At 63.7% G+C, this 26,147-nt stretch carries 27 protein-coding genes; 14 read left to right on the forward strand and 13 right to left on the reverse strand.

From position 1 onward, the window contains the following. The first annotated feature begins 92 nt into the window (after nt 1-92). Together NCT03_RS25525 and NCT03_RS25530 are read left to right on the forward strand one after the other, a co-directional pair. Entirely contained in the window at nt 93-842 is a 750-nt protein-coding gene (locus NCT03_RS25525; protein ID WP_250494388.1) for a lipoyl protein ligase domain-containing protein, read from the forward strand. A 29-nt stretch (nt 843-871) separates the two neighbouring features. Next, on the forward strand, nt 872-1,702 hold the full coding sequence (locus NCT03_RS25530; RefSeq protein WP_250494389.1) for a hypothetical protein: 831 nt from the start codon (nt 872-874) through the stop codon (nt 1,700-1,702). Nucleotides 1,703-1,762: 60 nt separating this feature from the next. On the opposite strand, the gene NCT03_RS25535 is transcribed toward NCT03_RS25530, so the two are convergent. The 3 genes from NCT03_RS25535 to NCT03_RS25545 form a co-directional block, all read right to left on the reverse strand. Beyond that, the gene (locus tag NCT03_RS25535) at nt 1,763-2,287 is read right to left on the reverse strand and encodes a YMGG-like glycine zipper-containing protein (RefSeq protein ID WP_244829862.1); all 525 of its coding nucleotides are present in this window, start codon (nt 2,285-2,287) and stop codon (nt 1,763-1,765) included. A 16-nt stretch (nt 2,288-2,303) separates the two neighbouring features. Then, nucleotides 2,304-2,654 (reverse strand): hypothetical protein, encoded by a 351-nt coding sequence (locus NCT03_RS25540; RefSeq protein WP_244829861.1) that lies wholly within the window; start codon nt 2,652-2,654, stop codon nt 2,304-2,306. A 172-nt stretch (nt 2,655-2,826) separates the two neighbouring features. Next, the gene (locus tag NCT03_RS25545) at nt 2,827-3,582 is read right to left on the reverse strand and encodes a DeoR/GlpR family DNA-binding transcription regulator (protein WP_250494390.1); all 756 of its coding nucleotides are present in this window, start codon (nt 3,580-3,582) and stop codon (nt 2,827-2,829) included. 80 nt (nt 3,583-3,662) lie between these two features. Between NCT03_RS25545 and NCT03_RS25550 the strand changes: the two genes are divergently transcribed. Further along, on the forward strand, nt 3,663-4,325 hold the full coding sequence (locus NCT03_RS25550; protein WP_250494391.1) for an NUDIX domain-containing protein: 663 nt from the start codon (nt 3,663-3,665) through the stop codon (nt 4,323-4,325). On the opposite strand, the gene modC is transcribed toward NCT03_RS25550, so the two are convergent. The 3 genes from modC to modA are packed head-to-tail and all read right to left on the reverse strand — an operon-like array spanning nt 4,247 to nt 6,797. Beyond that, complete coding sequence (modC, locus tag NCT03_RS25555; RefSeq protein ID WP_250494392.1) at nt 4,247-5,359, reverse strand: molybdenum ABC transporter ATP-binding protein; 1,113 nt, start codon at nt 5,357-5,359, stop codon at nt 4,247-4,249. The genes NCT03_RS25550 and modC overlap by 79 nt on opposite strands. Then, complete coding sequence (gene modB, locus NCT03_RS25560; RefSeq protein WP_250468986.1) at nt 5,352-6,032, reverse strand: molybdate ABC transporter permease subunit; 681 nt, start codon at nt 6,030-6,032, stop codon at nt 5,352-5,354. Before modB ends, modC begins: the two co-directional genes overlap by 8 nt. A gap of 9 nt (nt 6,033-6,041) precedes the next feature. Then, nucleotides 6,042-6,797 carry a molybdate ABC transporter substrate-binding protein gene (modA, locus tag NCT03_RS25565; protein WP_250494393.1) on the reverse strand — a complete coding sequence of 252 codons (756 nt, stop codon included), beginning with the start codon at nt 6,795-6,797 and terminating at the stop codon, nt 6,042-6,044. A 304-nt stretch (nt 6,798-7,101) separates the two neighbouring features. On the opposite strand from modA, the gene NCT03_RS25570 reads away from it, so the two are divergent. The 3 genes from NCT03_RS25570 to NCT03_RS25580 all read left to right on the forward strand — a co-directional run bounded on the left by NCT03_RS25570 (nt 7,102) and on the right by NCT03_RS25580 (nt 8,911). After that, the gene (locus tag NCT03_RS25570) at nt 7,102-7,887 is read left to right on the forward strand and encodes an enoyl-CoA hydratase/isomerase family protein (RefSeq protein WP_502800428.1); all 786 of its coding nucleotides are present in this window, start codon (nt 7,102-7,104) and stop codon (nt 7,885-7,887) included. A 4-nt stretch (nt 7,888-7,891) separates the two neighbouring features. Then, entirely contained in the window at nt 7,892-8,572 is a 681-nt protein-coding gene (locus NCT03_RS25575; protein ID WP_250494395.1) for a glutathione S-transferase family protein, read from the forward strand. Nucleotides 8,573-8,725: 153 nt separating this feature from the next. Further along, complete coding sequence (locus NCT03_RS25580; protein ID WP_250494396.1) at nt 8,726-8,911, forward strand: hypothetical protein; 186 nt, start codon at nt 8,726-8,728, stop codon at nt 8,909-8,911. 511 nt (nt 8,912-9,422) lie between these two features. Here NCT03_RS25580 and NCT03_RS25585 read toward each other — a convergent pair. From NCT03_RS25585 to NCT03_RS25605, 5 genes are all read right to left on the reverse strand, one after another. After that, entirely contained in the window at nt 9,423-9,716 is a 294-nt protein-coding gene (locus NCT03_RS25585) for a c-type cytochrome (RefSeq protein ID WP_350030047.1), read from the reverse strand. Nucleotides 9,717-9,736: 20 nt separating this feature from the next. After that, nucleotides 9,737-11,002: a PQQ-dependent sugar dehydrogenase gene (locus NCT03_RS25590; protein WP_244829851.1), complete on the reverse strand. Its 1,266-nt coding sequence runs from the start codon at nt 11,000-11,002 to the stop codon at nt 9,737-9,739. Nucleotides 11,003-11,211: 209 nt separating this feature from the next. Beyond that, nucleotides 11,212-12,006 (reverse strand): hypothetical protein, encoded by a 795-nt coding sequence (locus NCT03_RS25595; RefSeq protein ID WP_250494397.1) that lies wholly within the window; start codon nt 12,004-12,006, stop codon nt 11,212-11,214. 221 nt (nt 12,007-12,227) lie between these two features. Continuing rightward, nucleotides 12,228-12,404: a hypothetical protein gene (locus NCT03_RS25600; protein ID WP_250494398.1), complete on the reverse strand. Its 177-nt coding sequence runs from the start codon at nt 12,402-12,404 to the stop codon at nt 12,228-12,230. A gap of 218 nt (nt 12,405-12,622) precedes the next feature. Then, the gene (locus NCT03_RS25605; RefSeq protein WP_244829846.1) at nt 12,623-13,495 is read right to left on the reverse strand and encodes a LysR substrate-binding domain-containing protein; all 873 of its coding nucleotides are present in this window, start codon (nt 13,493-13,495) and stop codon (nt 12,623-12,625) included. Between the two features lie 113 nt (nt 13,496-13,608). Here NCT03_RS25605 and NCT03_RS25610 point away from each other — a divergent pair, with 113 nt between their 5' ends. From NCT03_RS25610 to NCT03_RS25645, 8 genes are all read left to right on the forward strand, one after another. Beyond that, nucleotides 13,609-15,153, forward strand: a complete 1,545-nt coding sequence (locus tag NCT03_RS25610) for an MFS transporter (protein WP_250494399.1) — start codon at nt 13,609-13,611, stop codon at nt 15,151-15,153. Nucleotides 15,154-15,291: 138 nt separating this feature from the next. After that, nucleotides 15,292-16,323 (forward strand): TRAP transporter substrate-binding protein, encoded by a 1,032-nt coding sequence (locus tag NCT03_RS25615; protein WP_250469012.1) that lies wholly within the window; start codon nt 15,292-15,294, stop codon nt 16,321-16,323. A 5-nt stretch (nt 16,324-16,328) separates the two neighbouring features. After that, nucleotides 16,329-18,227, forward strand: coding sequence for a TRAP transporter large permease (locus tag NCT03_RS25620; RefSeq protein ID WP_250494400.1), 1,899 nt, complete (start codon nt 16,329-16,331; stop codon nt 18,225-18,227). A 32-nt stretch (nt 18,228-18,259) separates the two neighbouring features. Further along, nucleotides 18,260-19,312: a LacI family DNA-binding transcriptional regulator gene (locus NCT03_RS25625; protein WP_244829842.1), complete on the forward strand. Its 1,053-nt coding sequence runs from the start codon at nt 18,260-18,262 to the stop codon at nt 19,310-19,312. A gap of 20 nt (nt 19,313-19,332) precedes the next feature. Next, nucleotides 19,333-20,358 (forward strand): hydroxyacid dehydrogenase, encoded by a 1,026-nt coding sequence (locus tag NCT03_RS25630; protein WP_250494401.1) that lies wholly within the window; start codon nt 19,333-19,335, stop codon nt 20,356-20,358. Further along, complete coding sequence (locus NCT03_RS25635) at nt 20,355-21,149, forward strand: amidohydrolase family protein (RefSeq protein WP_250494402.1); 795 nt, start codon at nt 20,355-20,357, stop codon at nt 21,147-21,149. The genes NCT03_RS25630 and NCT03_RS25635 overlap by 4 nt, the downstream gene beginning before the upstream one ends. 48 nt (nt 21,150-21,197) lie before the next feature. Continuing rightward, nucleotides 21,198-21,896, forward strand: a complete 699-nt coding sequence (locus NCT03_RS25640; RefSeq protein ID WP_250494403.1) for an SDR family oxidoreductase — start codon at nt 21,198-21,200, stop codon at nt 21,894-21,896. 245 nt (nt 21,897-22,141) lie between these two features. After that, nucleotides 22,142-23,743, forward strand: coding sequence for a tetratricopeptide repeat-containing glycosyltransferase family protein (locus tag NCT03_RS25645; RefSeq protein ID WP_250494404.1), 1,602 nt, complete (start codon nt 22,142-22,144; stop codon nt 23,741-23,743). Between the two features lie 64 nt (nt 23,744-23,807). Here NCT03_RS25645 and NCT03_RS25650 read toward each other — a convergent pair whose 3' ends face one another. Continuing rightward, nucleotides 23,808-24,851: a sensor domain-containing diguanylate cyclase gene (locus NCT03_RS25650; RefSeq protein ID WP_244829838.1), complete on the reverse strand. Its 1,044-nt coding sequence runs from the start codon at nt 24,849-24,851 to the stop codon at nt 23,808-23,810. 86 nt (nt 24,852-24,937) lie between these two features. Then, entirely contained in the window at nt 24,938-26,140 is a 1,203-nt protein-coding gene (locus NCT03_RS25655; protein WP_250494405.1) for an SAM-dependent methyltransferase, read from the reverse strand. Nucleotides 26,141-26,147: the final 7 nt, after the last annotated feature.

Genomic DNA, 26,147 nt, shown 5'->3' on the forward strand with positions numbered 1-26,147 from the left:
GCGCCGTCGCGGCGGCGCGTTCTCAGCCGCGCGCCCGCTTCTTCGCTACTATGTGCGATGTCGCTGTCACCGCGCGTCCTGACATCCACTCCATGCCCTTCGAATTGCTCGATTTCGAAACGCTGCCCGGGAATCCGCTGCAAGCCGAGGAAGCGCTGCTCGACCGCGCGAAAGCGGGCGATGCGGTGGCGCATCTGTGGGAAGCGCCGCGCTCGCTGATCGTGCCGCGCAGTTATCAGCGTTATGCGCCTTTGGCCGATGCTTGCGATGATTTCGCGCGACGCGGCTGTCCCGTCTGGCTGCGTTTGTCGGGCGGCGGGCTGGTTCCGCAAGGTCCCGGCATTCTGAATCTGAGTCTCGCGTATCCCGTGCACGCGCCGATGGGCGCGCTTGCCGAGCCGGTCTATCTGCATCTGTGCGGCATCATCGCGGATGCGCTCAACACCCTCGGCGTGCTCACGCACTGGCAAACGGTCGAAGGCTCGTTCTGCGATGGCCGCTTCAATCTCGCCTGGGGTCCCGGCCACGATGCGCGCAAGATAGCCGGCACGGCGCAATACTGGCGGCGCGTGTCGTCGTCCCTCGACGAGCAACCGCGCCATGCCGTGCTGGCTCACGCCGTTCTGCTCGTCGATGCCGATCCCATCGAGATCAACGAGCGCGCCAATGCGTTCGAGGCGCTCATCGGCAGCGGGCGGCGCTATGAAGAGATGAAAGTGGTGACCGTGGTGCAAGCGCTCGCCTACGAAGGTTTCGGCATGCCGCCCGGGCTGCGCGAGCGCGTGCGAAATGCCATCGCGGCGCGCGTCGTGGCAGCCGATTTGCCGCAAGCTCCTCTCTAACGCAGCGCTCATCGACCATCGAGGTCATCATGCCGTTCAGACTCGCTTCGAACGGTTTCTTTTTTGCGCTGTGGGTGGCGGTGTGCGCCGCCGCGCCCGAGTTTCTCTGGCAAGGGCTGTTCTCGCTCTTCGGACATTTCTCCTTCAGGGATGCCGCCGCCGCGTTGCTCATCGGCGCGATTCTCGCGTTCTTCGTCGAGCCGCTGCTGGAGCGCTTGCGCGGGTTGCAGGGACACGTGCATCGCGCGGAGAAATCGCCCGCCTTCGCCGCGTGCGAAGCGTTGAGCTTCGCGGTCGTCGCGGTGTGCGTGCACGAAGCGATCACCGTGTATGTAGCGGCGAGCCATTCGAACGAACAGGCCAGCGAGAACCTCGCGAAGGCGGTGGGACAGGCGCTGCAATGGGCGGCGATCCCGTTCGTCATCACGATTGCGTGGATGTCGGCGCGCGGGGCAGTCTGGATGATGTGGACCGCAGCCGGGCTCGCCGTGATCTTCAGCTATCTGACCGGCGTGCTCTTCGAATGGCAGACGCACGTGCTGGTCACGAGCGTGATTCCGGCGATTCTCGCGCTGATCTCGGGATGCATCATCGTGCGCGAACAGTGGGATGCGGACACGTTTCGCCGCTGCGCACGGGCACTCGCGGTGATCGCGCTTGCGTGGCTCGTGCTCTCGGGCGCGGTGCAATGCGTGCTATGGCTCGCGCACGTGCAGTCGTTTCGCCTTTACGACACAGCCGAATTCTTCAGCGATCTGCGGTTTTATATCGGCTGGGTGACCGGACTGCTCGTGGCGCCGGGAATCGTGGCGCCGGCACTGGCGCGCCCCGACGATGATCAATGGAAACCGCGTCTCTGAGATGCGATGCCTTCGTGAAAAAAGCGCCGCTGAGGAAGGCTCAAGCGGCGCGTGTCGGTGTCAGCTCGAAGGCGGAGGAGGCGGTGGCATGCCCGGCGGAGGTGGCGGTGGCGGCGCGTAATACGCCGCGCCGTTCGGTGGCGCCGTGCGCAACGGACCTGCGACCGGAACACGATCGCCCGCTGCGTACATGCACTGCAGATACGCGTAGTCGTAGCGGCGCTGCACGCCGTAGCCCGACGTTTGCGCCGCGCCCATGCCGACCGCGCTGCCGGTCAACAATCCCGCGCCCGCGCCGATAGCCGCACCCGTGCCGCCGCCGAACGCCGCGCCCGCTGCCGCACCGATGGCGGTCCCAACCACGGCGCTCCCCACCGCGCTGTTCGTCGCGGCCTGATCTGCGGTGACGCCACCCGTTTGCTGAAACGCGAACTGACGGCACGACGCGTCGTCCGCGCGAAACTGGTCGAAGGTCTTGCCGGTGCCGGGCAGCGCCATCACGCTGGGTCCGGTCGGCATGACCGTGCACGCGGACAGACCCAAGCCTGAGAGCGCGAGAAAAATAACGAGCCTGCGAGTATTCATAAAAGCCAGCTTCGATTCAATTCGATGGCGGCGGGGGTTGCGCCGGAACTTCGCGCCATCCACCGGGACACTGCTTGACATACGGGTAGTACGTGCGCGATCCCTCGCAGTAATACCAGGTGCCGCCCGACTGAGCCTGAGCCTGTGATTGGTCGGGCTGGCCTTGCTCGACATAAGTGGTCGGCGCGGCGGGCGCCGGAACGATGACCTGCGGCGGCGCATAGTAGTACGGCACGGGCGCGACCGGATACGGGTAGTACAGCGGCCCGCCGATAAACACGCCGACGTGACCGCCCGCGTGCGCCGTGGCGGCGAAACCCGCCGCGGCAAGCGCCGACAACGCGATGAGAGCCTTCACGCGATTCACGACATTTCTCCAAAAAATTTCGCCTGCCCCGTTACCCGTACAGCATGGAGAATTCCTGCCCGGACCGCGTTTGGCGTATTTTTCTACGCTATTCCAGTTGCGGAGGAAATTCAATTACGGCTCTCCCGATGATTCTTTCGGCGCGTTACCCCGTAACAAGTTGCGGCATCGATCAGGCGCGAAGGATGGTTACGCCTGCTTGTTCGATGGGATCGGTGAGACGTGCATCCGTCGCACTTTCGACGATGACCGTCTGTGCAAGCTCGATATCGCCGATACGGTATGGCGATGCCGCGTTGAGTTTGGCGGCAGACGCGAGCACGACGGTCTCCGCCGCGCGCGCCGCGAGCGCGCGCTTGATATGCGCTTCCTCGAAATCGCCGGTGGTCAGCCCGGCAGTGGGATGAACGCCCGTGACGCCCATGAAATACAGATCGGCGTGGATATGCGACATCGCTTCGATGGCCGCCGCGCCGACCGTGACGATGGAATGCTTGAAAAGCTTGCCGCCGATCAGCACGACTTCCACCGTCGCGTGTTCGGCGAGCGCGACGGCCACGCTCGGACTATGCGTGACGATCGTAACCGCGAGGCTCGCGGGAAGTTGCTGTACGAGCAAGGCCGAAGTCGTGCCGCCATCGACTATCACGATTTGCCCCGGTTCGATCATCTCCACGGCGCGCCGCGCGATACGGCGCTTCGCCTCCGATTCCATTTCCTGCCGACGCGCAAACGGCGCCACGGCCGGAGAAGCGGGCAGGGCGCCGCCGTGCACGCGTTGCAGCAGACCTTCCGCGGCCAACTCGCGTAGATCGCGGCGCACCGTGTCTTCCGACACGCCGAAGCTCGCGCTCAACTCGCTGGCGAGCACCTGACCGTCGCGCGCGAGGGCGTCGAGGATTGTTTTCTTGCGTTGACTCGTGAGCATGATCGTTGCACGAATTTGCTTGTAATTGCACGAAACTGCACGTTACCATGGAAGGCACCACCACGCCATGGAAGACTGCAATGACTGAGACCAAGGAACGAATACGCGTGCTCGATACCGCTGTTTTATCCGACGACTGGTACGTGCTGAGAAAGGTGACTTTCGACTTTCTGCGCCGCGACGGCACGTGGCAGCGCCAGAGCCGTGAGACCTACGATCGCGGCAACGGCGCGACCATCTTGCTGCGTAACCGGCATAACGGCCACGTGCTCCTGACGCGCCAATTTCGCATGCCGGCTTTCGTCAACGGCCACGACGGCATGTTGATCGAAGCGCCCGGTGGCCTGCTCGACAACTCGACGCCGGAAGAACGCATCCGCGCCGAAGTCGAGGAGGAAACCGGGTATCGCGTGCAGCACGTCGAAAAGATCTTCGAGGCGTTCATGAGCCCCGGATCGGTGACGGAGAAACTCTACTTTTATCTCGGCGAATACGACGGCTCCATGCGCGTCAGTGACGGCGGCGGCGTGGAGGACGAAGGCGAGGAAATCGAAGTGATCGAGGTGCCGTTGGAGAAAGCGCTGGCCATGATCGACAGCGGAGAAATCGCCGACGGCAAGACCATCATGCTGCTGCAATACGCCGCGCTAAAAGAGCGCCGCGATCAGGCGAGCAGCGAGACGGCCTTTACCTGCGCCCAGACCCGCACGCCCGCGATAATCCCTAGCCGGTCCAGCGAATAACGCGTGATGCGCGCGAGGAGCGGCGAGCCGTCCACGTCGAGGCGCACGACGACTTGCGCGGGGTCGGCATCGTCGGCGATGTCGGACACGACTGCGGGCAGCAGATTGAGAACGCTGCTCGACGTGTGCGGTTCATTGCCGGCGATCAGGCTTACGTCGCGCGCTTTCACGGCGACACGCATCGCGCGGCCTCGTTCGACTGGCGCATGCACGACGGTGAGCGAGGCGCGGCCGCCCGGCAGCGCGAGCAACAGCAAACCATAACGCGCATCGTGATCGGCGACGATGCCTTCCAGCACCACCGATGCATCGTCGGCGAGCGCGAGCGGCAGATCGAGCCGCGCGAGCGTATCGGCAATTGCGCCGCTCGCCAGCGCGCGGCCGGCTTCGAGCAGAACGAGGTGATCCGCGAGGCGCGCGACTTCCTCGGGCGCGTGGGTCACGTACAGCACGGGAATATCGAGTTCGTCGTGCAGACGTTCGAGATACGGCAGGATTTCGAGCTTGCGCTTTTGATCGAGCGCGGCGAGCGGTTCGTCGAGAAGCAAGAGACGCGGACTCGTCAACAGCGCCCGCGCAATGCCCACGCGCTGGCGTTCGCCGCCCGACAATCCGCCCGGATAGCGCTCCAGCAGATGCCCGATGCCAAGCAGTTCCGCCGCCTGTTCCAGGTCGACGCGTCGCTCGCTTCCCGCCACGCGATCGAGCCCATAGCGAAGATTCTTGCGCACGCTCAAGTGCGCGAAAAGACTGGCTTCCTGAAAAACGTAGCCGAGCGGACGCTTGTGCGTCGGCAGAAAAACGTTGCGGTCGGTATCGAGCCACAGTTCGCCATTGACGACGAGCCTTCCCGCGCGCGGCCGTGCGAGTCCCGCGAGACAGCGCAGCAGCGTGGTCTTGCCGGAACCCGAATGGCCGAAGAGCGCGGTCACGCCGCGTCCCGGCAAGCGCAGATCGACATCGAGCGTGAAGCGGCCTTGTTCGACGAGAAAGCGCGCCTCGATGGCCTGACCGGTTGACGAGATTTCAGGCATGCACCGCCGCCGATCGACGGCTCGAATAGAGCAGCAACAGCACGATGAACGAGAACAGCACCATGCCGCCCGCGAGCCAGTGCGCCTGCGCGTATTCGAGCGCTTCGACGTGATCGAAGATCTGCACGGAAACCACGCGCGTGCGCCCGGGAATATTGCCGCCTATCATCAGCACGACGCCGAATTCGCCGACCGTGTGCGCAAAACCGAGGATCGTCGCCGTGATGATGCCCGGCCGCGCAAGCGGCAACACGACAGTGAAGAACGTGTCCCACGGTCCCGCGCGCAAGGTCGCGGCGGCTTCGAGCGGACGGCTGCCGATGGCTTCGAACGCGTTCTGCAGTGGCTGCACGACGAACGGCATCGAATAGATGACCGAGCCGATTACGAGCCCCGCGAACGTGAAGGGCAAGAGGCCGATGCCCGACGCCTGCGTGAGCTTGCCGATGTAACCGTTCGGCCCCATCAGCACGAGCAGATAAAAGCCGATGACGGTAGGCGGCAGCACGAGCGGCAACGCCACCACCGCGCCGACGACACCCTTCGCCCGCGAGCGCGTGCGCGATAGCCACCACGCGACAGGCGTGCCGATGACGAGCAGAAGCGCCGTCGCCAGCGACGCCAGTTCGAGCGTCAGCGTGATGGCCTGGAGATCGGCGCTATCGAGCGGCATCGCGAACAATCAGAGCTGATAGCCGAACGAGCGGATCACCTCGGCAGCCTTCGGTCCCTTGAGGTAATCCTCGAACTGCTTCGCGACCGGATTGCCCTTGCCCTTGTTGAGAATGACCGCGTCTTGCTTGATCGGCTCGTGCAGCGATTCCGGCACGATCCACGCCGAACCGCTCGTGATCTTGCCGTTCTTGTAGATCTGCGAGAGCGCGACGAAGCCGAGTTCGGCATTGCCCGTCGCGATGAACTGCTGCGCTTGCGAGATGCTCTGCCCTTCGACGATCTTCGATGCCACCGCCTGCGTGAGCCCGAGCTTGTCGAGCGTCTGCGTGGCGGCAAGTCCGTACGGCGCGGCTTTTGGATTGGCGATCGCCAGATGCGTGAACTGGTTCTTCTTCAGCACTTCGCCTTTGTCGTCGACGTAACCTTCCTTCGCCGACCACAACGCGAGCGCCCCGGTCGCGTAAGTGAAGCGGCTTCCCGGCACCGTCATGCCTTCGCTTTCGAGCTTGGCGGGCGTGGTGTCGTCGGCGGCGAGGAATACTTCGAAGGGCGCGCCGTTCTTGATCTGCGCATAGAACTGACCCGTCGCGCCGAACGAAGCGACGACCTTGTTGCCGGTATCCTTTTCGAAGTCCGCTGCAATGGCCTGCACGGGCGCCGTGAAATTGGCCGCCACGGCGATCTGCACTTCGCCTGCAAACGCCGACGAAGCGGCGAAGCCCACCGCCAACGAAAGCAAAGTGCGCAACAAACGAGTCTTCACGTAAAGCTCCTTGGGTTCTGTTTTATTGGCTGCACCGGATTGCGCGCTGCTGGTCTTGGATCTTCGCGCGGTCATGCAATCCGGCGAGCACCGTAATATATACGACTATATTGCGTTCGGGCATGCTCGCTGCGTCACATGACGAGTATGGGTCTCCTCGGATGATTTCGTGTGAGTGAGACTCATGAAAATCGATTGACCGCCGCCGCGATGTTCGCCGAAACTTTGCAAATGATCCGCCTGGAACTGAGCACGGCTCAACTTTCGGCGGCAAGCTTAAGGAGACAAGGGCATGTCCGACGCCATGAATCTGCAACGCATCAAGCTCTCGGTGACGGGACACGTCGCCCGCGTGACGCTGGATCGCGCCGATGTACGCAACGCCTTCGACGACGCGACCATCGTCGAACTGACTGCCGCCTTTCGCGCGCTCAACGACGACACGAGCGTGCGCGTCATCGTGCTCGCGGCGAACGGCCCGGCCTTTTGCGCGGGCGCCGACCTCAACTATATGAAGCGCATGGCCGGATATTCGGAGGCGGAAAACCGCGCGGACGCGCTCGGGCTTGCGACCATGCTCAACACCATCTACACGAGCGCGAAGCCGGTGATCGCCAGCGTGCAGGGCGATGCCTACGCGGGCGGCATGGGCCTCGTCGCCGCGTGCGATATCGCGGTGAGCGTGGACAGCGCGAACTTCTGCCTATCGGAGGCGAAGCTCGGGCTCATGCCCGCGACCATCGCGCCTTACGTCATTCGCGCGATGGGCGCGCGCGCCGCGCATCGCTACTTCGTGACGGCCGAGCGTTTCGATGCGACGGAAGCGCTGCGTATCGGCTTCGTGCATCAACTGACGACGAGCGGCGAGCTCGACCGAACCGTCGATGCAATGGCGAACGGCATCGCGTCCAACAGCCCGAACGCCGTGGGCGAGTGCAAGCGGCTGGTGTCGGAACTCGCGGGCAAGGTCATCGACGATTCGTTGATCTCCGATACGGCCGAACGCATCGCGCGCATTCGGGCATCGGACGAAGGGCGCGAGGGCGTGCAGAGCTTCCTCGAAAAGCGCAAGCCGTCATGGCTCGGGTGACGCGATGATCACGCTGCATCATTGCGTGAGCGCGCGGTCGTTCCGGCCGCTTTGGGCGCTCGAGGAAATCGGCGTGCCGTACCAACTGAAGATGCTGCCGTTTCCGCCGCGTGTGGTGGCGCGCGAGTTCATGCAAGTGAACCCGCTCGGTACGATTCCGGCCTTCAATGACGACGCGCTTTTCATGACCGAATCGGCCGCGATTTGTCAGTATCTTGCGGCGCGTTATTCGCCCGGCGCCCTTGATGTCGCTTCGCACGAAGCGGACTTCGGCCGCTATCTCAACTTCCTGCACTTCGGCGAGGCGACGCTCACGTTTCCACAGACGCTCGTCTTGCGTTACACGCATCTGGAGCCGCCCGAGCGCCGGCAGCCGCAAGTCGCCGAGGATTACGCGAAGTGGTTTCATGCGCGTCTGCGCACGCTCGTGCCGCTGCTGGAGCGCGAGGCTTTTTTGTGCGCGGGGCGGTTCACGGCCGCGGATATCTCGGTTGGTTATGCGTTGATGCTCGCGGAGCATATCGGTTTGCACGAACGCTTCGCGGAGCCGATCGCGCGCTATTGGTCCCGATTGCGCGAACGCGATGGTTTCCAGCGAGCCATGCGCGCGCAAAGCGACGCGGCTGTCGCGCAGGGCGTGTCGCCCGATCCATCGCCGGATATGCGGCCGTTCGGCTCGCGCTAACAGCCTTCCGGCTCGACGCGTGAAGGCGGGCGCACGTCGTCCCTCCTTCACGTCCCCCCATCCGCGGGGCTGTGCAGAACGCCATCGAACCTTAATCTGCTCATCAGGCGCTCACGTTTGCGAGCGCAAATCAGACAGACGAGGTAACTGGCGATGTACGTCTTCTCCTGGCTCTTATCGATGATCGTCGCGCTCGTGGCAACGGGCACGATCGTATTGGCGATGCCGCGCTCGGCCGCCGACGAACTCAGCGTAGCGACCGCGCCGCACACTTTCTTCAGCAGCGAATTGAATCGCATGACGACGATGCTGGCGTCGTGCGTGACAGACGCAGACTGACACTAATCGAGGCGCGCCGCACGATGCAAAGGCGCTCCCGGTTAGCGGTTTCGAATCAACACGTTGCACTGATTTCCATAACGATATCCACAGGCTTGTGCAGAAGATCTGTGGACAACCAGGGCCGGGGGCGCCCTGGAAACGAAAACCCCAACCGGCGCGCGGGGAGCGCTGGGGAGACCACATACGATGAGACGCGAAGGCGTCCAGGCGAGCGGGGCCAATAGGTTCGATGTTCGATACGAACGAAAATTCACCGCGCGGAAAAGCGCAGGGGAGACCAACAGTCAATGCGGGGAACGAGGCGCGCGGGGGTGCGCTTCGGCGGTGAGACGTGCGTAAGCGCCGCAAGCGGGCGAAAAAAAAGCCCGCTGCATTGAGCGGGCTTGAATCCATATCGGTTGAGACATGGAGGAGACAAGGCTTAGTATAAACCCTTACCCATCGAAGTCAAGCGCCAAACCAAAAAATTTGCGCTGGGGAAGGGCATCGTCAAGCAAGTCTGCCTCGGTCATTGCTTGCCGAGACTGTGGTAGTACGCCGCGAGATTGGCGATATCCGCCTCGGACAAGGGTTTCGCGACCATCGACATCATTTCGTTCTGGCGCGCGCCCGTGTGAAAGTCGGTCAGCGCCTTCACGAGATACTCCTCCGTCTGCCCCGCGAGGTTGGGCGCTTCCGGCAGCTTCGACATGCCGTCGAGCCCGTGGCACGCCTGACACTGTGCCGCCTTCGCACGCCCCGCCTTGATATCGCCCGCTGCGAGCGCGACGCTGGATACCGCCAGCATCAGGCTTGCCACCACGGCTGTCTGCGCCGGCCGCATCACTTCGACCCCGAATACGAAATACGATAGATGGCGCCGGCATAGTCGTCGGATACCAGCAGCGAGCCGTCCTGCAATACCTGGACATCGACCGGGCGTCCCATGTACTCGCCGCTCGAAGTGAGCCAGCCATCCGCGAAGACTTCCGGTTCGCCCGCCGTGCCGTCGTCCTTGACGGGCACGTACATGATGCGTGCGCCGATGGGCTTCGTGCGATTCCACGAACCGTGTTCCGCGACGAAGATGCCGCCCTGGTACTTGTCCGGGAACGTCTTCGCGTTATAGAACGACATGCCGAGGTCGGCCGCGTGCGCCGCGAATTCGACTTGCGGATACACCAGGTTCGCCGGCGGATTCTGATCCTTGTAGTCGACGGTCCGCACCTTGCCGCCGCCGTACCACGGGAAGCCGAAGTTCTCGCCCGCCTTGGTCGCGCGGTTCAGTTCGCCCGGAGGAATGTCGTCGCCCATGCCGTCGACCTGGTTGTCGGTGAACCAGAGCGTCTTGTCCTTCGGATTGAAGTCGAGGCCGACCGAATTACGCACGCCGTGCGCGTAGGTTTCGCGGTTCTTGCCGTCTTGATCCAGACGGATGATGCCCGCGAGCCCGTTCTTGTCGATATCGGCGAGTTTGTCTTTCGGCGGCACGTTCCACGGCTGGCCGAGCGCGATGTATAGCTTCTTGTCAGGCCCGATACGGCACGCGCGCGCGCCGTGATTGAAGCTCTCGAACGTCGCCGGGATCAGCTTGCCTTGCGGCACGACGACCGCCGCGGCCACGTCCGGCCCGCCGTCGCCGAAGAACTGGGCCGCCGGGAAACCGAGCACGCGATTCTGCTCGACCACGTAAAGCACGCCATCCGGCGAGAAGCAGACGCCGTTCGGCACCTTGAACGTGACCGACGAGGCGAATTGAACGACGTCATCCGCGACGCGCCTTTTGGTTCGATCCGTCACCTGCCATACGCGATTCTTGCGCGTGCCGACGAACACCACGCCCGTCGAAGGCTCGATAGCCATGTGCCGCGCTTCCGGCACGATTGCATACAGGTCGATCTTGAAGCCTGGCGGCAGTTTGATTTGCTTGAGATTTTCGCGCAGCGCGTCGGCGGTCTGGCCGCCTTGCGGCACCTTTTCGGCCTGACTCGTGCCGGTCTGCTTGAAGTTGGACAGCGAATTGAGATTGTCTTGCGCGGCGTTCGCATACGGCAGGCAGGCGAGCATGGCGCCGACCGCCAACGGCAAAAGCTTGAGCGTTGCGTTCATCTGGTTGTCTCCTTGTTGTTACGGCTTATTGAACCTCACTGAACAACACGACTGATGACTCTCGCCGAAGGAGACGGCGTCACGCGCACCTCGACCAAGCACGCGTATCACGACGCCGCTGCCTACGGTAGCAACAATCTTAGAATACGAATCGCCCGCTGCAAGCAGCGAGCCGGCTTTTTTCACGCGCTGATAAAAAGCGTCGGCAGCTATTTCCTGCCATCGAAGAGAAAGACGTTGGCACGGTCGGGGCTCGGCAGCGCGACCAGCAGGCGCGGGCCGTCGAGCACGGCGGCGCCCTTGACGGTCGCGTCGGGCAGCGGGCAGGGCGCGGGGCCGAACGTCACCGAGACGTCGTAGGCGTTCGCGCCGGGACGCGGCGCCACCGTTCCCTTGAAGATGCAACCGGCGCTCGTCGTGCCGGCGGCGTAGCCATCGGCGGCGACGGTGATGCGCGTGGTCGTCGCGCCTCCGAGCGACATTCCGCGGCCGCTGTAAAGACCGCCCGCGTTGGCGAGGCTCGGTCCGGTGTCGAGCATCGGCGCGGCGTTCACGTTGAAGGCGAGGCCCGCGCCGCCGTTTTTGCTTGCGACCGTGCCGCTTACGGCCGGCGCTTGCGCGAAGTTTGCGCTGAAGTTGGCGGCGGTGGCGGGCGCCCGGCCCACGCGATAGTCGAACGCCGAGGTGCTCGCGAACTTGCCGTCGCTCGTCTGCGTGCCGCCCGCGGCGATGGCGACGCCCGACAGGTTCGTGCCGCGCGTGTCGTTCGGAGTGCCGTAGAAGAGATACGCCGAGCCATCGAAGAGCACGAGCAGCGTGGCATCGGCCTGACCGTTGTCGATTGTCCCTTTGTAGACGCCGCCCGATGGCAGCGTCGTCGTGACGGTGCCGGGCGGTGGCGGAGCGGAAGAGTCGGTTGCGCAGGCCGCGAGCGCGAGACTCAGGGCGAGCGGCAATGTGAAAGTCAGCGGGACTGGCGGCTTGAATCTTGTGGTTATCGTCACTCTGGACTCCGGTCTCGATCGAGGCGGCATCGTGCGATGCGCGCGGTGAACGTCCTGTATAGGCGCTGAAAAAGCACAGGTCAAGCGCGATGCACGACCGTGCGGCGCGCCGAGTCTTCCTCGTTCAGCGTCTTTACGACGGCTTCATGGCGATGCGATCGGAATGCAGACGTGGTGAAACTCGTAAGTGACGCCGTCACGTTCGAACATGGCTTGTTCGCTTAGTAAGCGCCTGCGATCGGCAACAGCAGATAGGGCAGCAGCGCTTCGTAAGACATGGCCGTCGCTTGCGTGTCGGGCAAGGTGGGCGCGGTATCGATCACGGGTGCGTCGCGCCCGATGTCGATGTCGATGTCGACGAGCGATGCGCCTGCGATGGGTGTCGGTTCGATCTTCATTTTCCCCTCCTGTCATGCAGCGTGTGAGGGGAAGTCTGGGCGCGAAGAGTTAGGACAGTGTGAGGCCGCAAGGCTCTTGCGTCAGGACGCGGATCTCAAGCGGGACCGTCGAGCCAGTTTTCGATCTTGACGCCTGATCAGAAAACTACCCCGATCGGCCAATCCCATTTATGTATCGATCATCCAAGCAAAGCCAACAACGCAACCGGAAATGCGCTTCACGCCTTCGAAGCCATTTCCAAAAACCCCTTCACCGCCGCCCCTTTCTCGAACCGCCGATACACCACCGCGACTTCCGAAGGCACCGGCTTTCCCGCGATCTCGCGATACTCAACGCCCGGCACCGTCACGCATTGCGCGAGCGATCGTGGCACGACCGCCACATCGCCGCCGAGCGACACATGCGCGAGCACATCCGACAGCGTGCCCGGCTGTCCGGCGATGTGCGGCTCGAAGCGCCCGCGTCTTCCAACCTCGAGCGTGCCGGACTCCTGCTCCGGCAACACGAACGACTGACCACGCAGTTGCGCGGGCGTGATGGTTTCCGTTTCCGTCAGCGGAGAATCGGCCGGCAGCGCGACGATGAACGCATCGCGACGCACCGTGCGCACCTCGACGCCATCCGGATACGGCACGGGCGGCCGCACGTAAGCGATATCGATATGACCGTCGATGAGCAGCGCGCCCGCCTCGCGCATGACGATCTCGCGGATACCGATGGCAACCTGCGGATAGCGCGCACGAAAGCCGCGCACGTGTGTCTGCAGCACGCCCGAATAAACCGCCGAACCGACGTAGCCGATCACGATCCTGCCCAGCTCGCCGCGCTCGGCCAGCGCCGCGCGCTCGGCCCCGCGCGCGAGATGATCGAGCGCGCTCGATGCCTCGACGAGATACGCCTCGCCCGCCGCGGTCAGCGCCACCGAGCGCTTCGTGCGCTGAAAAAGCCGCACGCCAAGGAGCCGCTCCGCTTCCTGAATTCGTCGCGTGAGCGCGGGCGGCGCAATGCCGAGTTCATCGGCGGCACGCGTGAAATGCAGATGCCGCGCGACGCTCAAAAAGCAGCGCACATGGCGCAATTCCACTGGCATGAGAGCCTCGCTTCGTATTGTCGAATACATCAATAATTAAGCGATTTTATGTCAATGACAGACAAGAGCGATCTCACTAGCATCGATAGCTTCATCGTCAACATTCGCCCGCCATGTCCGACACCGCCGATGTCTCGCCGAACCGGTCCGCCGCGCGCTTCGTGCTTCTCACCGCATCGGCGACTTGCGCGCTGATCACGCTCGATACCAACGTCGTCGCCGTGGCGCTGCCATCCATCGCGCGCGATTTCCACGCCGGTTTCGCCGATGTCGAATGGGTCGTGAGCGCCTACATGGTCGCGTTCGCCGCGTGTCTGCTGCCGGCGGGCGCGCTCGCCGACCGCATCGGCAGAAAGAAGATGCTGATCGCCGGGCTCGCGGCGTTCGCGCTGGCCTCGCTCGGCTGCGGCCTCGCGCCTTCCGCGTTCGCGCTGAATCTGGCGCGCGCGGCGAAGGGCGTCGGCGCGGCAATGCTGCTCACGTCCGCGCTCGCGATCATCGCCAACACCTTCCACGAAGGCGCGGCGCGCGCTCGTGCATGGGCGATCTGGGGCACCTGCATGGGTATTTCGACGACCGTCGCGCCACTCGTCGGCGGCGCGATCACGCAATGGTTCGGCTGGCGTTGGATCTTCCTCATGAACCTGCCGATCTGCGCGCTGCTCGCCTGGTGCGCGTGGCGCGGCATGCGCGAGTCGCGTAATCCGCATGCGGGATCGCTCGACCTGCTCGGCAGCGCGATCTTTGCCGCGTCGCTTTCGCTCGGCATCTGGGCGCTGATCGGCGGTCAGGCCGATGGCTGGACGAGCTGGCGCACCGAAGCGCGCCTTGCCGCGTGCGCGGCGCTCCTGGTCGTGTTCGTGCGCGTGCAACGCTCGCGCGCGCATCCGATGATCGATCTCTCGCTGTTTCGCGAACCGCGCTTCGTCGCCGCCGTGCTCGCCATGTTCGGCTACGCGGCCTGCGCGCAAGTCATGATGACGTTCCTGCCGCTTTATCTGCAAAACGCGTTCGGCTTGACCGCGGTGCGCGCGGGCGTCGGCATGTTGCCGTTCGCGCTCGCGATGATCGCCGGGCCGCATCTCGGCGCGGCGCTCGGCAAGCGCGTGCCTGCAATGGCGCTGCTCACGTTCGGGCTTGCGACCATCGGCGTGGGCAATCTGCTGACGGCGTGGTTCGCGTCGATGTCGTATTACGGGCTCATCGCGGTCTCGATGATCGTCACCGGACTCGGCGCGGGCATCCTCAACGGCGACACGCAGAAGGCGATCATGGCGTGTGTGCCGGCGCATCGCACGGGCATGGCGTCGGGTATCAGCACGACGACGCGCTTTACGGCCATCGTCACGTCGGTGGGCGTGCTCGGCGCGGTGCTCGCGGCGCGCACGAAAAGCGCGCTCGATCTGCATGCGAGCGGTTTCCCTGTCCTCATGCACACGTTCGATGAAACCTTCCTCTCGCGCGTGCTTGCGGGCGATCTGGCACACGCGGGCGCGGGCGGCAACGCGGCTGTCGTCGCGATCGCACGTGCGAGTTTCGCGAGCGGGTTCGCGGCTGCGTTAGGTGTGGCGGGCGTGAGTGCGTTGCTCGTGGCGTCGGCGGTGTGGGTGCTTGCCGGACGCAGCGAGCGGGCTAGCGCTGTGCGAGTCGACGCGTAGAGAACCATCCGGTGCGCGGCAGAATCAACGGGATAACCCCTATGGGTGAAGATTCGCCCGCCGTTTACTGTATCGATACACTAAATCGATACAGCCGCGACCAGCGCACTGCGATCCGCGGCTCTCAGGAGACAAGACATGCAATCGACATCCCGGCGACGCTTCCTTCAAACCGCCTCGGCGGCCTCGCTCGCGGTGGCGGGCGGTGCGTTGCCGTCGCTCGCACGCGCGCAGGCGCCGGTCGCGCTGCGGCTTTCGTCGTCGATGCCCGCGAATCAAAACGCCGCGCATTACGTCTGGTATCAGTACCTGGCTGAAAACCTGAAGGCGAGCGTGGGCGAGCAGATCCGCATCGACTATTTTCCGAACAATCAGCTCGGCAAGGAAAGCGACGTCGTTCAGCAAGTGAAGGTCGGCGCGGTCGACATGATGGTGACGGGCTCGTCCATCTGGGCAACGGTTCTGCCCGAACTCGGCATGCTCGACCTGGGTTATGTCTTCGATAACTTCGATCACGTCGGCCGCGCGATGGACGGCAGCGTCGGGCAGAGCTTCGACAGCCTGCTGCAAAAGCGCGCGGGTTGCTCGGTCATCACGTGGGGCTATTCGTTCGGCGGCCGCAACGTGTTCACGAAGAAGCCCGCGCACTCGCTCGCGGAGATCAAGGGCGTGAAACTGCGCGTGCTGCCCACGCCCGCTTTCATGGACACGTTCAAGCTGATGGGCGCGGTGCCGACGCCCATTCCCATCGGCGAGTTGTACATGGCGGCGCAAACCGGTGTAGTCGACGGCTTCGAGCACGATTGCGCGACCGTGCTCGCGAGCAAATACGACGAAGTGGTGAAGTCGTGCTGGCAGACGCAGCACGTGTTCAGCCCGCTCGTCGTCGTGATGGGCCGCCGCTCGCTCGACAAGATTCCCGCGAATCTTCGGCCGGCCTTCCAAAAGGCCGCGCAGGATGCGACGGCGAAGCAACGCACGGTAGCCGTGCAGACGGCGGCGCGCGCCGAGCAGGAACTGAAGCAGCGCGGCATGACTTTCTTCCCGATGTCGCCCGCGGACCGCGAGACCGCGCGTCACGAAATGCAGACGCAGTTGTACGCGAATTTCGCGAAACAGTATCCCGCGACCGCGCCGCTTTTTCCGGCCATCGCCGCCGCACGAGGCTAAACGCCATGACCTCTTTCTCCGCGACGCCCGGCCCCGAAGCGCAGCTTGCGGCCGCGCCCGGCTTCGGCCAGAAGACCGCGCTCACGCGCGCGCTCGCCGTCGTCATGCGCTGGATCGAATACCTTTGCGCCGCCGTGCTCGCGGCCGATGTGATCGTCGTGTTCGTCTCCGTCATCTATCGCTACTTTCTGCACGATCCAGTCGATTGGGCCGAGGAGATCGCGCGTGCGTTGATGATCGTGCTGGTCTTCTTCGGCGCGGCGACCGTGCTTGCGCGCAGTCAGCATGTCGGCGTCGATCTGTTTCGCGCGGCGCTGCCCGCACGCTGGCAACCGGCGCTGATTCAGGCCGGGCACTGGATCATCGCGGCCGTGGCGGCCAATCTGTGCTTCTCGTCGTGCCTCTTGCTCGTCGATTCCTACGGCCAGATGACGCCAAGCGGCCTGCCCGCGTGGATCAACGTGTATCCGCTCGTCGCGGGCAGTGTGTTCATGGCGGTGTTCGCGCTCGCCAATGCATTGAACGGGCCGCGCAAGACGGTGTTCGGCGCGCTCATCGGTTGCGTCGTGGTCGCGGCGGCGCTGTTCGGCTGGAACGCGCTCATGCCCGATCACGCGATCAAGCCGGGCATTCTGCTCGCGGCCGGTTTCGTCGGCGGACTCGTGCTCGGCGTGCCCATCGGCTTCGTGCTCGCGTTCTCCGCGCTGCTGTATTTTCTCGCCGAGCCGACCCTGCCGATCCTCGTCTACTCGCAACAGGTGATGGCCGGCGCCGACCACTTCGTGCTGCTCGCCATTCCGTTCTTCGTGCTTGCGGGCTTGCTGATGGAAACCAACGGCATGTCGTCGCGGCTGATCGAACTCCTGCTGCGTATTTTCGGTCGCGTGCGCGGCGGGCTCGGTCTCATCACCATCATGGCGACGGCGTTCTTCTCAGGCGTGTCCGGCTCGAAGCTCGCGGATATCGCGGCGGTCGGCGGCGTGGTCATGCCGGCCGTGCGTCAGAGCAAGCAGGACCCGAACGAAGCGGCGGCGCTCCTCGCGTGCAGCGCGGTGATGGCCGAGACCATTCCGCCGTGCGTGAACATGATCATCATGGGTTTCGTCGCGAACATTTCCATCGCGGGGCTGTTTCTCGCGGGCGTGGTCCCGGCGGCGGTGCTGGCGCTCGCGCTTGCCGTCGTCGCGGTGATCTTCGGGCGTCGTATCAACGTGGCCGATGCGCTCAAGAACCCGCGTGCGTTTCTGCCGCTGATGGGCGGCGCGTTCGTCGCGCTCGTGATGATCGCGATGATCGGCAAGGGCGTGACCTCGGGTATCGCGACATCGACGGAAGTGTCGGCGTTCGCCGTGGTCTATGCGCTCGTGGTCGGCTGGCTCGCGTTTCGCGAACTCACGCCGCGCAAGGTGGCGCGCGTGTTCGCGCGTTCGGCGTCGATGGCAAGCAGCATCCTGTTCATCGTGGCGGCGGCGTCGAGCGTGTCGTTCGCGCTCACCATCGAGCAGATCCCCGCGCTCGTCTCCGATGCCATGATCAACTTCGCGCATCAATACGGGCCGACGATGTTCCTGCTGCTGTCCGTGCTCATCATGATCGTCTTCGGCGCGGTGCTGGAAGGCGCACCCGCGCTTATCATCTTTGGACCGCTTCTCACGCCGATCGCCACGCAGCTCGGCATCAACCCGCTGCACTTCGGCACAGTGATCGTCGTGGCGATGGGGCTCGGTCTGTTCGCGCCGCCCGTCGGCTTGGGGCTTTTCGCGACCTGCGCGATCACCGGCACGGAAATGAAGGCCGTCGCGAAACCGATGGTCAAATATCTGGTGGTGCTGTGCGCCGCGCTCGTGGTACTCATTCTGGTGCCATCGTTTTCTCTGTGGCTGCCGACCCGGCTCGGCCTGTAGCCTGTTGTCCGAAGTCCGAAACAAGAACTGTCATGAGCACCATTCAGGACGTAGCCCGCCACGCTGGTGTATCCGTGAGCACGGTTTCCAACGTGCTCAACGGCCGCACCGACCAGATGCGTCAGGAAACGCTCGCGCGGGTGCAGGCCGCGATGACCGCGCTGCAATACCGTCCGAGCACGCTTGCGCGCCAGCTGAAGACCGGTCAGACGCCGCTCGTCGGCTTGCTCGTGCCGTCCATCGCCAATCCGATGTACGGCTATATCGCTCGCGAGGTCGAGACTTACGCGCAAGAGCGCTACGGTTATCGCGTGCTGATCGGCAATACGTATCGCGACCCGGCGAAGGAAGCGTCGTTCTTCGAAGATTTGCTCTCGCACGGCGTGCGGCGCGTGATCGTGATCTCATCGCTCGCGGATGAGCGCCATCTGGAAACCGCGGCCGAGCGCGGCATGGTCGTCGTGAGCTACGACCGGCGCGCGACCGAAGGCGAGACCACGCGCATCGATCACGTCACGCCGGACAATTTCGAGGCGGCGCGGCTCGCGACGCGGCATCTCATCGCGCATGGTCACACACGGCTCGGTTATGCGACGCTCGCCGGCATGACGCTGAGCCGGCGCGACAAGATTCGCGGCTTTCTCGCCGCCGCCGAGGAAGCGGGCCTCGGCCACGGCGCGCGCGTGCTCGACAGCGGCCCGGTGAACGAATACGGCGACTCGATGATCGCGGAAAACGGTCGCGCGCTCGCACGCCAACTCTCGGAAGACGCCGCGCGGCCGACCGGAATCGTCGCGGTCAACGACCTGATGGCGCTCGGTCTGATGGCGGGTCTGCGCGAATCGGGCTTGCGCGTACCGGACGATATGTCCGTGGTCGGCATGGACGGGCACTTTCTCGCCGCTATCTCGAACCCCGCGCTCACGACCGTGCAACTGCCCGTTCCTGCGATGGCCGCGGCCATGGTCGAGCGCGTGATGCGTCAGCAAGACGACGCTGTAATCGATTCCGCGCAGGCGCTATTCACCGACATCACGCTCGTCGAGCGCGAATCCGTGGCGCCGCCTGCCGCAAAAGCAACGTAGAAGCCCTTCAGGACCGAGACATGAACAAGGTTTTCGTGAGTCATCCCCGGCACATGCTGGAACACTATTTCGGCGCACGCGCGAGCGCGGCGCTCGACGCCATCGCCGATGCGACCTACAACACGGAAGACCGCGAACTCACGACCGCCGAACTCATCGCGGCCGCGCGCGATGCCGACGTGATCATCGGCTACCGGCAGACCCCCGCGCCACGCGAACTGTTCGCAGCCTTACCGCGGCTTGCCGCGTTCGTGCGCTGCGCGGTGGATATCCGTACCATCGATGTCGATGCCGCCAGCGATCATGGCGTGCTCGTCACGCAGGCGAGCGCGGGCTTCGTGCCGGCGGTATCGGAATGGGTGATCGGCGCGATGATCGATCTGGGCCGCGCCACCACGGCTTATGCGTCGGCATACCATCGCGGAGAGATGCTGGCGCCGAAGATGGGTCGCGAGTTGCGCGGCAGCATGCTCGGCGTGATCGGCTACGGGCAGATCTCGCGCTATCTGTGCGAGCTTGCGCTGGCGTTCGGCATGCGCGTGGTCGTGTCCGATCCGCACGCGAAGATCGACGATGATCGCCTGAGTCAGAGCGATCTTCCGGCCTTGCTCGCCGCCGCCGACTTCGTGGTGTGCCTCGCGCCCGCGAACGATGCGACGCGCAATCTGATGAACGCGCAAGCCTTCGCGACGATGAAGCCGGACGCGTATTTCATCAATGCGGCGCGCGGCGAACTCGTCGAAGACAATGCCTTGCTGGCCGCGCTGCAAAGCGGCCGTCTTGCGGGCGCGGCGCTCGACGTGGGGCGTGCGCCGGACCAGATGCCTTCGCCGGCGCTGTGCGCGCACGAACGTGTCATCGCGACGCCGCATGTCGGCGGCCTCACGCCGGCTGCGATCGAGCACCAGTCGATGGAAACGGTCGCGCAAACCGAAGCGCTGTTTCAAGGGCGCATGCCGATGGGCGCGGTCAATCCACGGCATGCGTTCAGGCTCGCGCAGCGTGAAGCGCCGAAAGTCGACGCCATTTCGAGCGACGCGCGATGAACGCCTGCGATTGCCACCTCCACGTCTACGACGACGCTTACCCGCTTGCACCGAGCGCGACGTTCCGGCCGCCATCGGCGCCCGCATCGGCTTATCGCGAAGTACAGCGCGATTTGGGCTTGTCGCGTGCGATCGTCGTGCAGCCGACCGGCTACGGCTTCGACAATCGCTGCACGCTCGCGGCCATCGAACAACTGGGCGAGGGCGCACGCGGCATCGCGGTCGTTCCGCCCGACGTCGACGATGCCGAATTGCAACGCCTGCACGAAGCCGGCATACGCGGCGTGCGCTACATGATGTTTCCTGGCGGGCTGCTTGCGTGGGACAGCATCGAGGCGATGTCGGCACGTATCGCGCCGCTTGGCTGGAACATCGATCTTCAGCTCGACGGACACACGCTGCCGCAACACGAGGCGCTGCTCGCGCGTTTGCCGTCGAAGCTCGTGATCGATCATATCGGCAAGTTTCAGGGGCCGGTCACGCCTGCAAGCGATGGCTTCGCGTCCCTATGCCGCCTGCTCGACGGACCGCGCTGCTGGATCAAGCTCTCGGCGCCTTACGAGAGTTCACGCAGCGGTGCGCCGGAATACGACGACATCGCACCGATCGTGCGCACACTGGCCGCGCGCTATCCGCAGCGCGGCGTGTGGGCGTCGAACTGGCCGCATCCGAACGTGCAGCCGGTTCCGGATAACGCGAGCCTGCTCGACTGGTTTTCTCATTGCATGCCCGATGAAGCCACGCGCGGCAAAATCCTCGTCGATAACCCCGCCGAGCTTTACGAATTCTGAAGCCTGTTCCATCCTATGCTTGAACAGCCACGGCTCAAGGAGCACGCGATGAACACACTCGAAGGAAAGACCGTTGTCATCACTGGCGGCTTCGGCAGTCTGGGGCTTGCGACCGCGCGCGTGCTGGCCGAGCGCGGGGCACGAATCGCGCTCATCGGCAAGGACCCGCGGCACGACCCGTTGCCCGCGCCGCTTGCGGATGCGTTCATCGTCACGGGCGCCGATTTGTCGGATGCAAAAGCCGCGCAAGCCGCGTTCGACGCAATCGCGCAAAAGTTCGGCGGCGTGCAGGCGCTGGTGAACGTGGCGGGCGCGTTTCGCTGGGAAACCATCGCGGATGGCAGCGTGGACACATGGAACCTCATGTTCAATGTGAACGTGAAGACGGCGCTCAACGCATCGAAAGCCGCCCTCGCGCTCATGCGCGAGGGCGGCGGGCGAATCGTCAATGTGGGCGCGCTGGCGGCGTTGAAAGCGGGAGCGGGGATGGGCGCTTATGCGGCTTCGAAGGCGGCGCTTCTGCGTCTGACCGAAGCGCTTGCCGAAGAGCTCAAGGATCGAGCCATTACCGTGAACGCGATCCTGCCTTCGATTATCGATACCGCACAGAATCGCGCCGATATGCCATCGGCGGATTTCTCGCGCTGGGTGCAGCCGGAGGAACTCGGCGCGGTGATCGCGTTTCTCTTGTCGGACGATGCGCGCTCGATCACGGGCGCGGCGATTCCGGTGGCGGGGCGGGTTTGAGCACGCTCAATCGTCCGGCTCTGTACTCTGCAGCCAATGATCTGGCCCATGTGCGCTTCATCAATCGCCTCCTCTCGACAACCGCTTGAAGAATTTTGTCGCTGCCCTATCCTTTCTGCGTCGAGTGTCCGAAGCTACGCAACCACGGCGAACCAATATTCGCCAAGCCGCCCGTTTTTGAAACCCAAGGGCCGGTGCAGCGACAGTTTTAGCAACTGAACTACCTGAGAACGACGCAACACGCAATGATGGACGATCTTCAAAAGCAAGCAGAACTACTCCGTCAGAAGCTTAACCAAGCTCCGAACTCGCCAGCCGCCCATAACAACCTTGCCCTAGTGCTTCGCCGATTGGGCCAAACATCGGAATCCGAAGCGTTGCTTCGAAAAGCTTCAGCCCTAAATCCAAATTCGCCGGATATCGCGTTTAATTTGGGCCTTGTACTACTCGACGAAAAGCGCAACGAAGAAGCAGAGTCGGCGTTTCGTCGCGCGCTCGAGCTTCGACCGGGCTATGCCGAAGCAAGCCTCGTGTTAGGTGCCTCGACCAAGACTTCGGGTCGTGTCGTGGAGAGCGAAGCGCTTCTGCGGGTGGCTATCGCCGGGCTTCCTCACTCGGTCGATGCTCATGAGTTGCTTGGAGACGTGCTCCGTTTGTTAGGTAGATGCGATGAAGCCGAGGCCGAACTGCGTCAAGCGTTGTCGTTGAACCCGGCCTCTTTTGAGGCGAACATCTCGCTCGGACTCGTACTGTATGCGCTCAATCGCCTGCCTGAGGCTGAAGCTGCCGCCAGACAGTCGCTCGCGTTGCGCCCGGGCAGCGTGCGTGCCCGCTTGATGCTTGGCCTGACGTTGCTGAAGGACGGAAAATATAAAGACGGACTGGTGAATTTCGAGTCTCGTTATGAGGAGTCGCCGGAGTGGGAAGCGGCTGGCGCGGTATCTCCCTACGTACATGCGTCGAGGATTCCGATTGCGATGTGGCGAGGGGAATCACTTGAGGGCAAGTCGCTCGTCATCGCGCCTGAGCAAGGGTTAGGCGATGCAATCCAGTGCATTCGCTTCGTGCCGTTACTTCGACGGCTTGGAGTCTCCAAACTGACCGTGGTGTGCGACGCCGCGCTCATGCGCCTGTTTTCTCTCGTCGATGGCGTGGATGCCGTGAGCGACGTCAGGCATCCGCAAGAACTGTCCGGATGCGATTTCTGGTGCTACATGATGAGTCTGCCTCATAGGCTCGGCATCACACTGGACATGCTGCATTCGAACGGACGCTACATCGACGTCCCTGAAGAGAATGTGCAGTTTTGGAAACAGCGGATCAACGCGTCATTAACGAATGGCAGATACAAGATCGGGCTTGCTTGGAGCGGTTCAAACGATCTTGGCAACCCTTCGTCGGTGCTTCCGCCCGAGTTACGCGAAAACATTCGCCGTTCCGTGCGCCTCCAACAACTTCTTCCTCTTCTTCGTATTTCGCAGTGTACGTTTTTCAGTCTCCAGAAAGGCGGAGAAGAAAGACAGCTCGCCGAGATTCCCGAAGCCGTTCGACCTCTCGACCTTATGAGCAATGTTACCGATTTTCTCGACACGGCCGCGATCATCGAGAATCTGGATCTCGTCATCACCGTGGATACCTCGGTTGCGCACTTGGCTGGCGCGCTCGGCAAGCCGGTGTGGATACTGTCGCGATTCGACGGCGACTGGCGCTGGCTGCTCGATCGCGAAGACTCGCCGTGGTACGCCTCGGCGCGCGTTTTCACGCAAAAGACACGCGGCGACTGGGACGAGGTGATCGCAGGAGTAAAAGAGCGGCTGACAGCATTTTGCAGTGGCTTGAGCGGGTAAGGGTTTCCAACTCCGCGTCGAGGCGTTCGAAAGCCTTTACTGTGTCGAGAGGCAGTGTTACACCTCATCGCGACTGCAACCTGAACGCCTCCCCACGAATCCCCGCCCGATCCACGGACGCGATGCGATTGCGCCCGTGTTCCTTCGCCTGATAAAGCTGTGCATCGGTCAGATTGATGAACGTCGTCGGATCGATGCCATCGGTCGGCACGACGGTGCCCACGCCGAAACTCGCCGTCACGCGCTGATTATGCGGCGAGCGCAGATGCGCGATGTCTTCATCCGCGATCAATTCCCGGCAGCGCTCGGCAATACGCATGACCGCTTCGGCGTCGGTATCCGCGAGCACGAGCACGAACTCCTCACCGCCGAAACGGCCGAGAAAATGCCGTGGCCCGGCCGCCTCGGCGAGCACGCGGGCAACGCGCTTCAGGCATTCGTCGCCTTGCAGATGGCCGTAGTAATCGTTGAAGGACTTGAAGAAGTCGATATCCACCATCACGAGCGACAACGGTTTGCCCGACTCCTTCGCGGCCTGCCATTCGCGCTGCATCACGTTGTCGAACATGCGGCGATTGCCGACGCCGGTGAGGCCGTCGCTCAGCGACAGATGTTCCAGTTCCTTATGCAGGCGCGCGAGTTCTTCCTCGGTGCGCTTGCGTTCGCTGATGTCGAACATGAAGCCGATCAGCGAATCCACGCCGCCTGCCTCGTTGCGCACCACATGCACGACATCGCGCAGCCAGACATAGCCGCCATCCTTGGTCAACGCGCGATAGTCCGCTTCGTGATCCGTGCCCGCCTGCGACTGCGCCACGCAGAAGTTCACGACCGCCTCGCGATCGTCGGGATGCATGCGCGCGGCCCAGTCGTTGACGTCCTTCCACGACGATGGCGCCCAGCCCAGCAACGCCTCGATCTGCGGTCCGATATACGCGAACTGCATGGTGGCCCAATCGATCTTCCACGGAATCGCCTTGGTCGATTCGAGCAGCGTTCGATAGACCGCGTGATCGTCTTCGCCGAGCGCGCGTTCGGCTGGCGCGAGCGTGTCTTCGTGGCGCAGGAATTCAGCCTTGAGCGGGCTTTCAAATGGGTCTTGGCTCATCGTGTCGGTCGGAATGGTTCGTTGCGCGTGTTTACGGCCGTTAAGCGCACGTCTTTAACGCATTCGTTCCGCCCTGTCCCGAAGCCTTACCGCACCACGAAATGCATCACATCGATCCGCCCTTCACCAAAGCCCGCCTCGCAAAAAGCCAGATACAGCCGCCACGTGCGAATGAACGCATCGTCGAAACCAAGCGCACGCACTGCGTCGAGCCGCGCTTCGAAAGCGGCGCGCCAGTGATGCAGCGTGCGCGCATAGTCCGCGCCGAACGCAAGCGACGGCGCCGCGTTCATCCCCGCTTTCTGCGCCGCCTGCACGAAGCGCTCGGGACTCGGCAACATGCCGCCAGGGAAAATCTGCTCGCGGATGAAATCGCTCGACGCGCGATACGCCAGAAAACGCGCATCCTCGATCGTGATCGACTGCACCAGCGCCTGCGCGTCCGGCGCGAGACAGCGGCGCAGCGTGCGGAAGTACGTGGGCCAGAAGCGCTCGCCAACCGCCTCGAACATTTCGATCGACACGATGGCGTCGTATTGCTCACGCAGATCGCGATAATCGCGTAGCTCGATATCGACGAGTTCGCTCAAACCCTCGCGTTCCATGCGTTCGCGCGCGAACGCATGCTGCGCCGCCGATATCGTCACGCCATGTACGCGAATGCCCTCGCGAGCCGCATGCCGCGCGAAACCGCCCCAGCCGCAGCCAATCTCGAGCACGCGCATGCCCGCGCGCAAGCCGAGTGTCTCGACGATGCGCCGGTACTTGCGTTCCTGCGCCGCTTCGAGCGAGGGGCTCGCGTCGCCGTCGAACCACGCGCTCGAATAGGTCCACGTGGGGTCGAGCCAGAGCGCGTAAAAGTCGTTGCCGATGTCGTAATGCGCGTGGATATTACGACGGCTGCCGGCGCGCGTGTTGGGCCGCAGCCGATGCCTGACGTTATGCACGCACTGCGCGATCCAGCCACCGTTCACAGTGCGCTCGACGACCTTCTGATTGCGCATCGCGAGCCGCAATACTGCGGCGGGATCGGGCGTATCGAGCCAGTGATCGCGATACGCCTGCGCAAAGCCGATATCGCCTGAACGGAGAACGGCCCGGCACGCGCGCCAGTCGTGTAGGTGCAGCGTGGCCGCGGGCTGCTGCAGGGCATCGCCGAACACACAGCGGTCGCCGTCGGGCGTGACGAGCACGAGATGACCCACGCGTATGCGTTTGAGGAGGCCCATGAAAAGCCGCGCCGAAAGCGGCATGCCCGCCTGCGCGGAAATCGTCCGCAAAAGATTCATGTCTAGC

Origin of the sequence: Caballeronia sp. GAWG1-1 (assembly GCF_023631465.1) — a bacterium.
GTDB lineage: Bacteria > Pseudomonadota > Gammaproteobacteria > Burkholderiales > Burkholderiaceae > Caballeronia.

Coding starts and splice junctions, on each gene's coding strand:
- NCT03_RS25525 (WP_250494388.1), top strand. CDS start 93: ATGCCCTTCGAATTGCTCGATTTCGAAACGCTGCCCGGGAATCCGCTG.
- NCT03_RS25530 (WP_250494389.1), top strand. CDS start 872: ATGCCGTTCAGACTCGCTTCGAACGGTTTCTTTTTTGCGCTGTGGGTG.
- NCT03_RS25535 (WP_244829862.1), bottom strand. CDS start 2,287: ATGAATACTCGCAGGCTCGTTATTTTTCTCGCGCTCTCAGGCTTGGGT.
- NCT03_RS25545 (WP_250494390.1), bottom strand. CDS start 3,582: ATGCTCACGAGTCAACGCAAGAAAACAATCCTCGACGCCCTCGCGCGC.
- NCT03_RS25550 (WP_250494391.1), top strand. CDS start 3,663: ATGACTGAGACCAAGGAACGAATACGCGTGCTCGATACCGCTGTTTTA.
- modC (WP_250494392.1), bottom strand. CDS start 5,359: ATGCCTGAAATCTCGTCAACCGGTCAGGCCATCGAGGCGCGCTTTCTC.
- modB (WP_250468986.1), bottom strand. CDS start 6,032: ATGCCGCTCGATAGCGCCGATCTCCAGGCCATCACGCTGACGCTCGAA.
- NCT03_RS25570 (WP_502800428.1), top strand. CDS start 7,102: ATGAATCTGCAACGCATCAAGCTCTCGGTGACGGGACACGTCGCCCGC.
- NCT03_RS25575 (WP_250494395.1), top strand. CDS start 7,892: ATGATCACGCTGCATCATTGCGTGAGCGCGCGGTCGTTCCGGCCGCTT.
- NCT03_RS25580 (WP_250494396.1), top strand. CDS start 8,726: ATGTACGTCTTCTCCTGGCTCTTATCGATGATCGTCGCGCTCGTGGCA.
- NCT03_RS25590 (WP_244829851.1), bottom strand. CDS start 11,002: ATGAACGCAACGCTCAAGCTTTTGCCGTTGGCGGTCGGCGCCATGCTC.
- NCT03_RS25600 (WP_250494398.1), bottom strand. CDS start 12,404: ATGAAGATCGAACCGACACCCATCGCAGGCGCATCGCTCGTCGACATC.
- NCT03_RS25605 (WP_244829846.1), bottom strand. CDS start 13,495: ATGCCAGTGGAATTGCGCCATGTGCGCTGCTTTTTGAGCGTCGCGCGG.
- NCT03_RS25610 (WP_250494399.1), top strand. CDS start 13,609: ATGTCCGACACCGCCGATGTCTCGCCGAACCGGTCCGCCGCGCGCTTC.
- NCT03_RS25615 (WP_250469012.1), top strand. CDS start 15,292: ATGCAATCGACATCCCGGCGACGCTTCCTTCAAACCGCCTCGGCGGCC.
- NCT03_RS25620 (WP_250494400.1), top strand. CDS start 16,329: ATGACCTCTTTCTCCGCGACGCCCGGCCCCGAAGCGCAGCTTGCGGCC.
- NCT03_RS25625 (WP_244829842.1), top strand. CDS start 18,260: ATGAGCACCATTCAGGACGTAGCCCGCCACGCTGGTGTATCCGTGAGC.
- NCT03_RS25630 (WP_250494401.1), top strand. CDS start 19,333: ATGAACAAGGTTTTCGTGAGTCATCCCCGGCACATGCTGGAACACTAT.
- NCT03_RS25635 (WP_250494402.1), top strand. CDS start 20,355: ATGAACGCCTGCGATTGCCACCTCCACGTCTACGACGACGCTTACCCG.
- NCT03_RS25640 (WP_250494403.1), top strand. CDS start 21,198: ATGAACACACTCGAAGGAAAGACCGTTGTCATCACTGGCGGCTTCGGC.
- NCT03_RS25645 (WP_250494404.1), top strand. CDS start 22,142: ATGATGGACGATCTTCAAAAGCAAGCAGAACTACTCCGTCAGAAGCTT.
- NCT03_RS25650 (WP_244829838.1), bottom strand. CDS start 24,851: ATGAGCCAAGACCCATTTGAAAGCCCGCTCAAGGCTGAATTCCTGCGC.
- NCT03_RS25655 (WP_250494405.1), bottom strand. CDS start 26,140: ATGAATCTTTTGCGGACGATTTCCGCGCAGGCGGGCATGCCGCTTTCG.